Below are 14,093 nucleotides of genomic sequence, written 5' to 3'. Positions count from 1 at the left end.
AACTCGTTGGAGTCCCACCTTCATATCACTCAAGGATAGTCAATTATTTCTGAATGAACTTGACTACGTCGAATACATTTTCGCTCGGAAGAATCAAAGTAAACTTAGTTCTTCACTCACTTCTGAATGTATTTCTTACCGTTCTTGATAACGATACCCTTGTAGTTCTCGTTCACCTTCTGACCAGCGAGGTTGTAAATAACATCGTTGGCGATCACCTTAACAGGAATCTCCTGAATGCCAGTAGCACTCTCACGAATGATCTTCAGATAAGTTACCCAAGTACCTGTTGCATTGGTCAAACCATTAGCACGACCCAGTTTCAGTTCGGGATAGTCAGCCTCAAGAGTGTAAGTCTGTACTGTAGGATCATCAGCAACAAGACGACCATTAATAAACAAATCTGATTTCCAGAGGTCTGTTGCAGCCTCACCTTGAGCTCCCACAAACAGTGTTACAGCAGCCTGCTTGTTTGCGTCAGAGTTATTGAGCACACCAGCAATCTCTATCTTATCACCTTTCTTGAAACCACCATCTACCGTAAGCGAAGCCCAGTTAGCGTTGATTTTACCATCTGATGTATAACCATTCTTAAACTGAATAGCCTTAACAGCATCAGTATTAGTGTGAATCTTTACCGTTACATTCAAAGTAGATGTACCGCTTACTGTTATACCATCCTCCTTTGTAGGATAGTCAATCAGAGTAGTGGAAGTACTAGCGGGAGCTACAGCGGGCAGTTCATCGGCAAGGTACAGGCGGGTGAACTTAGCCTCCACACCATTTTCGCCCTGCAGCCATACCTGTGCCACGGCAGAAGCAATGGCGGCATTAGCGCTGAGATCAACATAGATGAACTGCTCCTGGTTTTCGACGAGGGCAGCGCTCTCGCTGGCTGCGGTTTCGTTGTTGGCGCCCTTGACACCGAGGTTCAGATAGCCACCTTCGCCACCCTTGACGCTGGTCAATACAGCAATGGCATACTTGTAGTTCGACCAGTCGACAGCGGGCTGGAAACCTGTAGAGTAGGCACCGCCAGAACCCGTAATGGCCACGTTAACGGCATCGCCGTCGACAGTACCTGTGGCACTCCAGCCCCAGCCCCAGTTCTTGATGTCAATATCGACGGTTGGGTCCTTGGGTTTGTTCTTGTCTTCCTCGACCGCCTCCTGATACTCCGCCTCGGTAGCCAGATAGGCATCCTTCAGCACAACGGTGCCGGCGGGGTTATTGGGGGCAGCAGCCTGCCATGTGAGGTTCTGAATGTTAAGACCCAGCAGATAGGGCTTGTTCTTGACCAGCTTCACGGTCAAAAGCGTCGTGCCGGGCTCGAAGGCGGTCTGCGAGGCGTCGAAATCCTGGAGTCCGAACTCGTCGCCCGTCTTGCCATTGGTGGTCGCACCGTCGGTATAGTTTATGTTGATAGCCGTCTTCAGCTCGCTCTTCTCAATCTTGATGACCACATAGTCGAAACCCTCGGTTGAGTAGGGGTCAATGGCAGTGCCGGCAGTCTTGTCGAAGCCTGTCAGCGTCCAGCCACAGCCGCCCCAGCCGTCGGCGGTGTAAGAGATAGTTTGGGTGGCGGCATCGTAGGTGCAACCCCACACCCAGTTGGGATTGGTTAGATCGAGCTGCTTCTTGGCTTGTGCGCCCAGTGCAACAAGTACCATTACCATCAGAGTAAATAATTTTTTCATAAGCGTTTAATTTAAATTGTTTGGTTAATATTAAAAGTTTGTAATCAGTTCTTGTTATGTGTACACTCCACCCTATATGCCGAAATCATACACGATGCAAAATTAGGAATTAATCTCCAAACCTCCAAATTTTTGTCCGCAAAATTATCCGTCGTGGTAAAATATACCAAGAAATTGTTAAGAAAGTATTACCCTTCGAGAACAGCAGGTACTACCATCGAGGGCAGCAGGCGGCACCTGCCTGTTTGTTCCATAGGGTGGAACATTTTGTTCCATGGGGTGGAACAACTTGTTCCATGGCATGGAATAAAGTATCCCCTAGTTTCGGATATCAAATTCCAATGCCTGGAATGGTTGATTCCAATGCCTGGAATAATCGATCGGAGTACCTTCTCACTTCCAAAAGACAAATAGGAATCAGTTTTTAACACGGTTTTAACCTCATTTTAGGGGCAAAAACAGCATTGAGCGGCAACGAGCGGCAACGATTTTTCGTTCTTGTCACCTGTAATCACCTGATTATCAAATAGTCTTGCAAGGTAGCAACGGTAACAACGAAAAAAAACTTTATAGTGTGCGCGCACGCGAGGAAAGAAAAAAAATGGGACTCACCTTTGAGGGCAAGTCCCATGATTCAATTCGTTATTTCTGGTTTACTGGAAGAGTGCGTCAACGAGTTCTTCCTCATACCATTCATCGTCCTCACGATTATAGAGTCCCATCCACCAGAGACCCGCTGTTCCATATTGCTGGAACTTCGTCTTGAGATACTTGGCATATTTGATGCGCTCGTTCATGCTCTTACTCTCGTCGATAGCACCGAACTCACCAAAGATGAATGGAACACCCACCTCTGAAGCACGCTTGCTGACACGAGCGAACACACCATCGATGGTAGCCTCGCAATCCTCATTGAACACGTAGATGTTATAATCATATTCCGAACCATCCTGATTCTTACCAGCATTGTAGTTACAGAAGTTGTAAGGATCGTAAGAGTGTATAGACAGATAGAGGTGGTTGTTGGAAGGATCATCAGGCAGTTCAAAAGCCTGAAGAGCAACATCATTAGTACCAGTTGCAGAATAAGTAGTCACAGCAAGGTTACGATACTTGTTGTTACCACCAGTCTCACGAACCACATTCACGAAGTCCTGCTGCAACTTATTGATAGCCTGATAAGCACCATCCGTAGCTGAAGAAGGAGCAGTCCATGAGTAACTCTTGTTCAGGATCTCGTTGAACGACTCGAAGATCAGATGCTCGTCATAGTCCTTGAAATGCTCTGCAATCTGCTTCCACAGTTTCTGATAGCGGACCGTCAATGCGGGATAGTCGTCGATATCTGCATAGAGCCATGCGCCACCGTCTGTACGTCCATTGGCAGCACCATTGTCATGCTGAATGTTAAGGATGCAATAGCAACCTGCTTTCAGCACATAGTCAACAACTTCTTGAACACGGTTCATCCACTCTGCACTGACATTGTCCTGAGCATCCATGTGAGGATACCATGTCACAGGAATACGAATAATGTTGAAGCCCTTTGCCGCAATGGCATCGATGATCTCCTGCGTAGTCAAAGGCTGACCCCATGATGTCTCCCAGTCAGCGATGGTCTTGGTAGAAGGATCCCACCAAGAGCCCCATGGGTTGGCATCAAGGGTATTACCAAGGTTGTAACCCATCTTCAGATTCTCCACCAACTCATAAGAAGTCTCAAACGGATCGTCCGGATCTGCGCCAGGACCTTTCTGCGTGATAAGCAGGGTTTTTGTCAGATTACCAGTAGAGATAGTCAGCGTAGCGGTACGCTCAGCTCCCTCATTCTTGGGAACAGATATTTTGGTATAGCTTAACTTATTGATGAATCCATAGCCTGCATAGTTTGACAAGGTCACCCAGTCGGCATCTACAGAGGCAGTCCAGTCACCATCACAGTTTACACCTATTATATAATTACCGACACCCATCGCAAAATTCAGTGATGAGAGAGATTCCTCCTCATTATCCAGCAATTCCAGGATGGTACCGGCACCACTTCTGCGACCATTATCCACCGTCTTGGTGGTATCGCTGTCGCTGCATGCTCCTGCCACAAAGGCAAGGAGCAGCAGGAGTGCAGTGTTTAATATATTCTTTCTCATAATCATTATTCTTTAATTACTTACTTGATGGGATATATACTATACGTACATTATCAAACATGATATCCATCGTAGAAGGAGCAGCATTCCAGTTCATGTGCATGAAACGAATCTGGTTGATACCATCAGCAACGACATCCGCATAGGTCTTACCAGCCCATCCGTCAAAGTTACTGAGTTTAGTTACGTGGCGGTACCACTGCTCCTTGGGCTGTGTGTTGTCATAAGCACGAAGGGCTTTCTCCTTATAGACCACATCATTTTGAATGAAGTTCTCAAAGACAAGAGTCTTCGCATCCCCAATGGTCTGGATTTGATAGTGCAGGAATGGATACTGTGCACCACCGAAGTCCGTATTATTATCCCAAACCTCCATGGCGAGATATACGTCATCGGTAGAGGCACTTGCAGGAATCTTGTCGAAGCCCGGGAGAGAGAATGAGTTTCCATTCCAGTCCTTACGGAAGTAACACATGGTAGACCACCAGTTCATGCCTGCATCGCTTGACTTAATGCGCCAGAACTGTCCGTCACTGACATAAGGAATACTTTGGCTGGAAGCCTCTGCCATGAGTTCTCCATTCGGAGACCAACCATTATCGGTAGCAAAGCCTGGCTCAAAGTTCAAGATAATGCTCTCATACATATAGAAATTTTCAACGGTAGCCGTACCACCAGGAGTGGTAACCGTCAAAGTTGTACCAGAGCCCTCAGAAGGTTTCAGATCCTTAGTGAAAGCAATAGTAATCTGGTCCTCAGACTCTGCAACGGTGAAGTCGTCAGCAGTAAGAGTGATGTCACCATAGGAGACAGACTCTACCTGTACAAACTCACGTCCCTTGATGATGAAGTCTGTACCAGGGATAGGCATATCAGTACTGATATCGGTAATCACTGGCTTACCAGGAACCTTCGTATAAGGAATATATACGATACCGGCTGCACACTCAATAACCAGAGAACCCTCATCAAAAGAAAGATCAGGAGTCACCAGCTGGATCTGAGAACTAACCTCGTAACTCTGATTGGAGTTGATATAGCGGTCTTGCTTCACAATATCATAGTCGGTGACGGCAACATGATTGCCTGGAACCTCATCCTGATCGGCAATAGCTATAGCAATATCATCAGCTAAAGCATCCGTAAAGTACATCTTCTCAATACTATAGAGGTTGAGTCCATAGACATTCAGGATGTCACCAGCAGAACGAGGATAAGCTCCCTGAATACGGGCAATAGAAGGATAAGCGCCTAATACCTTGAAAGCATAGGTTGCAATACCGCCTCCTGTCTCCACACGAATCTCATCCTTCAGGTCTGAGTTGAAAGCAGTGAGTTGGAAACCATCCGTCTCAGAGGGAACTTTCACAATAATACTGTGATCCGTATTCAGCGTGGAGCTGAAGCCCACTTTTTGGTCGTTAATATAGACAGCGAGGGCATTACCCAGGTTTTTACCAATAATGGCAATCGTCTGTCCTTGAGCCGACTTAGTGAAAAGACTGTCTGCCTTCTCCGGGTCGCAAACACGAACACCTGTAATCTCAGGTTGTCCGCCACCACCATCGCTATCGCTACAAGCAGTGAAGCCAAGTGCAAAGAAAGCCATCAAAGCCAGTAGCAGTCCGTTTTGCATTTTTAATATCTTATTCATAGCTTTGTCTTCTTTAAATTATTACTTTTCATCTCCAAAGTCATAGTTCTGAGCTGGTTCCTTGAAGTAAGGATTGCGAATCACGTCAGCCTCGGGATAAGGCATGAAGATGTTCGTCTCACTAAGTGTTACAGGATCGTAGCCATCACGGGCTCTGGACAAGGCATCCACATCATAGACATAACCTTGTTCCTTGGTCTGGATGACCGTCTCGGAATCTTCCTCACGCATGCAGTCATTCCAGTAGCAACCACGAGGACTTCTTGTATCGTCATAGAAATACCATGGAGACGACTGACGGTTAGGGAATGTACGATAAGAGATAGAACGATCAGCATTATAGAGCACGTCACCCTGGTTAACCATGAAGGCACGATGCTGCTTGTTATTGAAATAGTCAAGCATATACTGGGGCTGCCAACGATACCATGTCACCATGTCGTACCAGTTAGAGAACTCCATGCAGAACTCCTTACGACGTTCCTTAATCAATTCAGCAAGTCCGTAAGAGGTCAGCATATCTTTCACCTTTGCTCTTGCACGAACGGCATTGATAGCCTCGAGACCCTCTGCGTCAGAGGTAGTGTCATCGTTACCAAGAATTGCCTCAGCCTTTATCAGATAGATATCAGCAAGACGCTGAATATAAGTGTTCAGAGGAGAAGCCATCTGTGCGAGGTGACCTTGACAGTCAGCCTTCGTACCTACCACCCATTTCTTCAACTGACAGAACTTCTTATTATAGACATAGCCTGTAGGCTGTGGATAGCCCTTTTCAGGAGTCTTATCAGATGCTGCAACCAAGTCGTTACCGGTATCCCAGTAATTATAGTAAATACCTGGCAGACAGAATGTTGCCTGGAAACGAATAGAGTCACTGATATCCTCATTGTAAAGGTCAAGCATATCTACAGAAGCATAGATACCACCCCATACATTAACATCAGAAGAGCCGCTCCATGCAAGGTCAGAGTAGTTGGCGCTATAGGTTCCCCATGTAGCTGTCAATGGGTCTGCCCAGTGCATCGCCAGCAACGTCTCTGAGTTCTGCATGGTGAAGTTATTATTATCATACTTGAAGAGGTCCGCATAATCTGGCATCAGAGTATACGGTCCATTGTTGATAATATCGTCGCAAAGATCAACAACTTCGTCAAGGATACTCTGGTCACGTGTCCCATTTTTGCCCCATCCACTCTGGGCAAGCAGTGCCTTGGCGAGAAGTCCCTCTGCGGAGTACTTGGTAGCATGGTTGCTGGTACTTGCCACTGGGAGGAGTTCTACAGCACGACGGGCATCACGAACAACAAACTTCAGAACGTCCTCTTCTTTCGTCAGAGGAACCACAGGGGTATTGGTCATTTCAAGATTGTCTTCATAGACGATCACATCACCCCATGAACGTAGCAGATAGAAATATGCCCATCCTCGCATCAGATATGCCTCACCTAAAGCAAGGTTCTTCACCTCCTCGCTGACAGCTTCTGTACAATAGGTGTTGACATCTGAAATCAACTGATTAGACATAGATACCACCAAATAGAATGACTTCCAAGCATTAGCGAGGTCGCCATCAAGACCAGTTACCTGGAAGGTAGCAAACTGAGGATTCAGGTAAGGGTTCCATCCATCGTTAGCACGAGCAGAGCCCATACCCACCATAGCACGGTAGTTATAGTTGAACCATGCATAATTATACAACGGCTCTATAGCTTTCATGACCGCTGCATCAGAAGAGTAATATGTATCTGCTGTATAGGAATGCTGAGGAGTCTTGTCAAGGAAATCCTTACCACAGCTAGTAGTAAGTGTTCCCATGGCAATCAGAGAACCAGCCAACAGCAATATATTCAATTTTTTCATATCCTATTTAATATTAGAAGTTGAGTTTGAGACCGAAGTTGTAAATACGCTGAGAAGGATAGCGTCCGTTATCAAGTCCCTGCAGAATCACACTCTGTCCCTGGGCACCGACTTCAGGATCGTAACCATCGTAACCAGTAATCGTAAAGAGGTTTTGAATATTGGCATATACCTGACACCAATCAATACCAATCTTTTGTATCCAGCGCTTTGGCAAATTCCAAGCAAGAGAGAGTGACTTCAAGCGAATATATGAACCATTCTCTACAAAGGCAGATGAAATACGGTTGTTCGTATTCTGACCGCCACCAGAAGGCTCTATACGCCAACATGATGCTGAACCAGCATTAGAAATATACACATTTGAGATATCACTCAAAGAACCCTCTGGGTCATACATCTCAATCTTCGCACAATTGGCAACATAAGCCATCTTGTTACCCCATCCCTTAGGATCAGTCTTAGTCTGACGGAGCACATTGTAAACATCATTGCCATAAGAGCCGCTCAGGAAGAACGACAACTCAAAGTCCTTATAAGTAATCGTGTTGTTCAAACCGAAGGTAAATTTCGGGTTCGGGTCACCAATATACTTACGGTCCGATTCAGTAATCTTACCATCACCGTCAACATCTTCATAGATATAGTCACCTACCCAGATACCGTTCTGTTTGATGTCATACATATTACCATCACTGTCTACTGGACGTGCAACAGGAACGAAATTACCATTCTTATCAATCATTCTGTCACCATTCGGATCTTTCTGATAGAAATCATCCTCTTTGTTGAACATGCCAATCACATTATAACCATAGAAACGACCAACAGGACCACCTACCTCTGACAAAGTATAGGTATCACTACCGATACGACCTTGCAAAGAGGAATCCTCACTATTCAACTTAGTTAACTTGTTACGGTTGAAAGAAATGGTGGCACCGGTACGCCACTGCCAGTCCTTATTAGAGATATTCACCGTGTTCAGGGTAAACTCTATACCTTTGTTACGAATGGCACCAGCGTTCACATATGGTGGATAGATACCAAAGTAGTACTGATACCCTTCCTCATCAATCAGATAAGTAGGAAGAACAGAGTACATCAACAGATTCTCGGTCTTCTTATAATAAGCATCCACGATGAACTCAATACGGTTATTGAAGAAAGAGAGGTCAAGACCGATGTTCCATGCATTGGTACTCTCCCACTTCAAGTCGGGGTTCGCATAGTTACCAGCATAGTAGCCATTACCCCAAGCAGTAGATACTGCACTCATTGCAACACCGTATGCATAAGAGCCTGCACTCTGGTTACCCACAAGACCCCATCCAATACGGAGCTTCGCATTACTCAGCCATGTGACATTCTTCATAAATGGCTCCTGAGTAATACGCCAAGCAGCAGCCAATGAAGGGAACCAACCCCAACGGTTATTTGGACCGAATGAAGAAGAACCGTCAGCACGAAGGGTAGCGGTCAACAAATAACGGTCTAACAAATTGTAGTTCAAACGTCCGAAGTATGACTCAATAGCCCACTCACTACCCTGCTCGTCGTTAGTTGCCGTAGTAGCATCACCAACATGGAGAGAGTGGATAGCGTCAGAGATAAACCCTCTTCTAGAAGCAGAGAGGTTTGACCAGTCACCCCATTGTGACTCATGACCTAACATGATCTGCAGATGATTGTTCTTCAGTGGGTCAAAGTCATAGGTAGCATACTGCTTGAAACTCTGATATTTACTCTTTGAGGAAGTACGCTGACCTAACGACTCGACTTTCTGATTATTAGAGCCATAAGAGTACTCTGGACGGAAGTAATAAGAGTCGCCCCATGAGAAACTTCCACCATACTCGACACGAAGGACAAGATTCTTAATCGGGGTAATGTTTGCATAAAGGTTGAAGTCCAACTGAGACTTCTCATTATGATTGTCTATCTGCTGTGCCTTGAACAACGGGTTTTCTGTATAGTTGAACTCATTCTCCGCACCTGAGTCATATGAACCATCTGCATTACGGGCAGCCACGTCTGGAGTCATAGAAATGGCATCCTGAATAACGTTGGCATCATCAAAAGTGATAATCTGCTTGGTACGTGCGAAATAGCCATTTGCACCAACCTTCAACCACTTATTGACGTTTGTCTCAACATTAGCACGGAAACTGGCACGCTTAAAACCAGAACCGATACCGATACCATCCTGATTCAGATAACCACCAGAGAGGTTATAGTTCATGTCTTTTGTACCACCACTAACGCCCAACTGATGCTGGTGCATGAAAGCAACCTGGAACAGTTCATTCTGCCAGTCTGTACCATTTGTCAACAATGACGGATCTTTGTATTGTTCCATAGCCCCCCATCCCCAAAGGGCAGCACGGTCGTTATAGAACTGTGCATACTGCTTCAGGTTCATCATATCCAGATGCTTGGGAAGTTTCTGCCAACCCATCATACCTTCATAAATAACTTTTGGCTTACCTTCAGAGCCCTTCTTTGTTGTAATCAGGACAACACCATTAGATGCACGCGAACCATAAATAGCGGTTGCTGAAGCATCTTTAAGTACTTCCAAAGAGGTGATGTCCGAAGGGTTCAAAGTACTTAATACCGAAGAGTTATCACCTGTCTGACCAGACATAGCCACGCCATCAATCACATACAGAGGCTCGTTACCACTCAGAGAGTTGATACCACGAATCTGTACGGAGATACCACCACCAGGGGCACCAGAGTTCTGAGTGACGGCAACACCGGCGATACGTCCTTGCATCGCCTGCTCAATACTGGTATTGACACCCTGCTTGATAGCCTTCTCATCAATACTTGATACAGAACCTGTCAAGTCACTACGTTTCATCGTACCATAACCAACGACAACCACCTGCTCCAGCATGTTGACATCCTCTGCAATCTGAATGTCTAACTGCCCAGCCTTAGTCACTTTGACAGACTTGGTCTGATAACCTACATACGAGACTTCTATGGTAGCACCTGGCTTCACGGAAATCTTGTACTTACCTTCAAAATCGGTAATAGAGCCACCAGAGGCGCCCTTCACCTTCACTGTCGCTCCGATGACTTCCTCACCACTGTTGGCATCCGTCACCGTACCGAACACGTTCACATTTTGCGCCAAAGCACAAAGAGGGAACATCATAAGAAACAGTACCAAGTACCTGATTCTTACAATTGCTTTTCGTGTTGTTTTTTTCATAAAATTAATATTAAATTAGTAGTAATATACTTCAGTTTCATTAGTCTACCCCATCAAGGAGTGGATTTTCAGTTTGCAAAAATAAACAAAAAAAATGTTACCGCATAAAAAAAATGCGGAAATTAAGCCAATATCATCAAAAGTATCATATTTCGGCATCAAAGTATCAACACCGGAAGGTCATTGGTGATATTTTATCAATCCTTCCATCGGTGTCGCCTGTACCTTGCCCAGTTTGAATCCCTCCTTCTCTGCGGCTTCCCTCAACTCCTCCTGATAATAGAAAGCGATACTGCCGATGGCATGCACTTGCAAGTCACGTCGTCCGTATTGTACCAGGTTATGCTGGAAGAAGGAACGGAAATTGGCTATCACCATCTGTCGTAAGGGCTTGAAATCAAGATGTTGCTGGATGAAAGAGGAGGTAGACGCAAGGAAACGATTGGCAAGGGGTTCCCTATACACCTTATTAATAATAAGAGGCATCGTCAACTTAGTCTCTGACAGATAGGCGTCACGGATTTCCGCAAATTGCGGATTCTTAAAGATGGCATTCATAAAAAGTCTGCCTAACACAGCACCACTCCCCTCGTCACCAAGGACATAACCAAGAGGAGGTGTGTTTTGTATGATATTTTCACCATCATACAAACAAGAGTTTGCTCCTGTACCAAGGATACAGGCAATACCTTCCTCATGACCACACAAAGCACGAGCCGCCGCCATCAGATCGCTGTAGACCTCTACTTTCTGAAGGGAAAGGACCTCTCCTATGATTTGTTTTACCGTAGGGACATGGGCAGGAGTACAACCACTTCCATAGAAGAACACACTGATATTTGAAAGCAAGGGGCTTTCAAGAATTTTCGAATTAACAAGTTGGGCACGCGAGAAGGTAGAGAGCTGTGGCATCAGTTCCTGTGCCAATATCTGACGGATCTCCGCCGGGGTTTGGTGAATGGGGGTGATTCCCTGCGTCTTGAAAGTTTTCACGAATACCTCGTCGACATTTCTGCCTGAGTCATGAAGGAGTGTCCAATCAGTCTTGGTACTTCCGCTGTCTGCTATCAGTTTCATCGTTTTGTCTTTTAATTATTTGCAAAGATACAAAATAATTGAGAATGAAGAACGAAGAATTGAGAAATATTTTCTACCTTTGCAGGAAATTACGCAAAAACATGAAAAAAATACTGCTTTTATTCATCATATTGGTATGTGTGACCGACGCACATGCCGTTCTGAAAGAGAAAGACCTCCCACAGACGTTGCAGATCCTACGTACGGAACTGACGACATTCCATCGGGAGATGTCGCAGATGCTGGAGATCAACAAGAAACAGAGCGAGCGGGTCAGGGACCAGTTAATGAACACCATGAAGCAGTCAAACCAGAACTCGCTGATGCTCTATTCCCAGAAACAAGAGTATGTGTTCGACTTGACATATGCCTGCCATGAGGCGACAGAGCAATACCATGCTTTTCAACGGCAGAAGACACCCTTTAAGATCTTCCTGAACAAAGCAGACTCAGAGATTGCCAGATACGATTCACTCATCTCTTCTTTGAAGGCGATGCCTGTACAGACCCTTGACGAACGGGCGAAGATAGACCGCAGCGTCTGCCTGACACTTGCCACTAACATCCGCAACTCGCTCCAAGAAAACCGTTCCACGATGCAGGACTACATCCGTTATTACAATATGACGGAGCAGCGTCTCTCCTATCTGAACGACTATGCCCAGAAACGGTATAACGATATCCAGACCAGTATCTTCAAGAACGGTGGAGACAGCTATTTCAATATCTTGAAAGACTGGGGAAGACAATGGCAGATGATGTCTAAGACGGTGGCAAAGAAATACAAGCCGAACGCCTATTCGCAATGGGACAGCCGCTGGATATTCGGCCTGTTCATCACCATTATCATATATGCTATCATCGCCTCTCTGCTGAATTTCTCCATTATACGCTATATCGTACCCAAACGGTTCCGCACGGAGGAGTTCATGAAAAAACGGACCTGTATCACACTAGCCACGACCACCATCACCTTTGCCATAATCTTAGGTATCGCCCTTGCCCTTGCAAAACAGAACTTCATTATTATGGCAAGTAACCTGCTGGTGAATTTCGCCTGGCTGATGGGTGTCATCCTGATATCTCTCTTACTCCGCGTCAAAGGAGACCAGATCAAAAGCGCTTTCCGTATCTACACCCCGTTGATGGCAATCAGTTTCCTGGTCATCGCCTTCCGTATCATCCTGATACCTAATGAATTGGTCAACATGTTATTCCCACCGGTTCTATTCCTTTGTACCATCTGGCAATGGAGTGTCATTGCACGGCACAACCAGAACATCCCACGGTCTGACATCTTCTACAGCTACGTCTCACTGATCGTATTCATCGCATCTGTCATCAGCTCATGGTCAGGTTACACGTTGATGGCTGTACAGATGCTGATATGGTGGACGATGCAACTGACCTGTATTCTGACCATCACCTGTGCACTGCAATACATGAAACTATATGGCATTAAGCACAAGATGGCAGACAAGCCTATCACCAAGACTTGGGCTTACGACTTGTTCTATCAGGTATTGCTTCCCGTGGCGGGTGTCGTCTCTGTCATGATCAGTATTTATTGGGCTGCGGATGTCTTTAACCTCAGTGATCTGTGCTGGAAGATTTTCAATACCAACTTCGTCAACCTGAAAAACCTGAAACTGAGCATCGTCTCACTTGCCATCGTTGTCAGCCTGTGGTTCTTCTTTGCCTATATCAGCAAGACCATCTTGCAACTGATGCGGATGCACTACCAGATAGCCGACCCGACCACTGCTGCCAGCAAGGAGGTGATGGGCAGAAATGTAATTCAGGTCATCATCTGGGGCACCTGGTTCTTGATTACGATGGGTATTCTGAACATTTCCCTCGCATGGCTGATGGTGGTTACCGGAGGCTTGTCGACTGGTATTGGTTTCGCCTCGAAGGACATCATCGAGAACATCTACTATGGTATCACCCTGATGGCTGGACGCATCAAAGTAGGCGACTGGATCCAGGTGGACGGCACTATGGGTAAGGTGACTAAGATCAGCTATACCTCAACGGTCGTCGAGTCACTGTATGGTGAGGTCATCACTTTCCAGAACTCTCAGTTATTTACCAAGAATTATAAGAACCTGACTCGCAACCACGGCTACGTCCTTGCCGTTGTCCACTATGGCGTCGCCTATGGCAGCAATCTCCAACAAGTCATCGAACTGGTCGACGGTGCTGTCAACCAGATGAAGCACAAATGGATGGATAAGTCTAAAAAAGCGAAATCTGTTATCGGCGAGCTGGCAGACTCAGGTATCAACCTGAAGATGTTCGTATGGGCAGACGCCCCCAAGCAGTCCTATGTCATCAGTGACGTGCTCAACACCATTTACGACACACTCAACAAGAACGGCATCGAGATACCTTTCCCGCAACAGGACGTACATATTAAATAAGGACAATTT

General features: G+C 45.8%; 7 protein-coding genes. 1 reads left to right on the top strand and 6 read right to left on the bottom strand.

Annotation, left to right across the window (positions count from 1 at the left end; genetic code table 11):
• Positions 1-116: 116 nt before the first annotated feature.
• The 6 genes from BM257_RS02615 to BM257_RS02590 form a co-directional block, all read right to left on the bottom strand.
• Positions 117-1,697, bottom strand: a complete 1,581-nt coding sequence (locus tag BM257_RS02615) for a hypothetical protein (protein ID WP_143096722.1) — start codon at positions 1,695-1,697, stop codon at positions 117-119.
• Positions 1,698-2,350: 653 nt separating this feature from the next.
• A complete protein-coding gene (locus tag BM257_RS02610) occupies positions 2,351-3,844 on the bottom strand; it encodes a cellulase family glycosylhydrolase (RefSeq protein WP_255405461.1) in 1,494 nt (497 codons plus the stop codon).
• 16 nt (positions 3,845-3,860) lie between these two features.
• On the bottom strand, positions 3,861-5,498 hold the full coding sequence (locus BM257_RS02605) for a glycan-binding surface protein (RefSeq protein WP_092067963.1): 1,638 nt from the start codon (positions 5,496-5,498) through the stop codon (positions 3,861-3,863).
• 21 nt (positions 5,499-5,519) lie between these two features.
• Positions 5,520-7,361 (bottom strand): RagB/SusD family nutrient uptake outer membrane protein, encoded by a 1,842-nt coding sequence (locus BM257_RS02600; protein WP_092067961.1) that lies wholly within the window; start codon positions 7,359-7,361, stop codon positions 5,520-5,522.
• A 13-nt stretch (positions 7,362-7,374) separates the two neighbouring features.
• Positions 7,375-10,527 carry a SusC/RagA family TonB-linked outer membrane protein gene (locus BM257_RS02595; protein ID WP_255405460.1) on the bottom strand — a complete coding sequence of 1,051 codons (3,153 nt, stop codon included), beginning with the start codon at positions 10,525-10,527 and terminating at the stop codon, positions 7,375-7,377.
• 237 nt (positions 10,528-10,764) lie between these two features.
• The gene (locus BM257_RS02590; protein WP_092067957.1) at positions 10,765-11,661 is read right to left on the bottom strand and encodes a hypothetical protein; all 897 of its coding nucleotides are present in this window, start codon (positions 11,659-11,661) and stop codon (positions 10,765-10,767) included.
• Between the two features lie 101 nt (positions 11,662-11,762).
• Here BM257_RS02590 and BM257_RS02585 point away from each other — a divergent pair, with 101 nt between their 5' ends.
• On the top strand, positions 11,763-14,084 hold the full coding sequence (locus tag BM257_RS02585) for a mechanosensitive ion channel family protein (protein WP_092067955.1): 2,322 nt from the start codon (positions 11,763-11,765) through the stop codon (positions 14,082-14,084).
• Positions 14,085-14,093 lie beyond the last annotated feature (9 nt).

It is taken from the genome of Prevotella sp. tf2-5, assembly GCF_900115435.1.
GTDB lineage: Bacteria > Bacteroidota > Bacteroidia > Bacteroidales > Bacteroidaceae > Prevotella.
The sequence above is the reverse complement of the archived record's forward strand: the minus strand, read 5'-3'. Positions and strand labels throughout refer to the sequence as shown.

Excerpts from the sequence above, each read along its gene's own strand:
- BM257_RS02585 (WP_092067955.1), top strand. The coding sequence starts at position 11,763 with ATGAAAAAAATACTGCTTTTATTCATCATATTGGTATGTGTGACCGAC.
- BM257_RS02600 (WP_092067961.1), bottom strand. The coding sequence starts at position 7,361 with ATGAAAAAATTGAATATATTGCTGTTGGCTGGTTCTCTGATTGCCATG.
- BM257_RS02590 (WP_092067957.1), bottom strand. The coding sequence starts at position 11,661 with ATGAAACTGATAGCAGACAGCGGAAGTACCAAGACTGATTGGACACTC.
- BM257_RS02605 (WP_092067963.1), bottom strand. The coding sequence starts at position 5,498 with ATGAATAAGATATTAAAAATGCAAAACGGACTGCTACTGGCTTTGATG.
- BM257_RS02615 (WP_143096722.1), bottom strand. The coding sequence starts at position 1,697 with ATGAAAAAATTATTTACTCTGATGGTAATGGTACTTGTTGCACTGGGC.
- BM257_RS02595 (WP_255405460.1), bottom strand. The coding sequence starts at position 10,527 with ATGATGTTCCCTCTTTGTGCTTTGGCGCAAAATGTGAACGTGTTCGGT.
- BM257_RS02610 (WP_255405461.1), bottom strand. The coding sequence starts at position 3,844 with ATGAGAAAGAATATATTAAACACTGCACTCCTGCTGCTCCTTGCCTTT.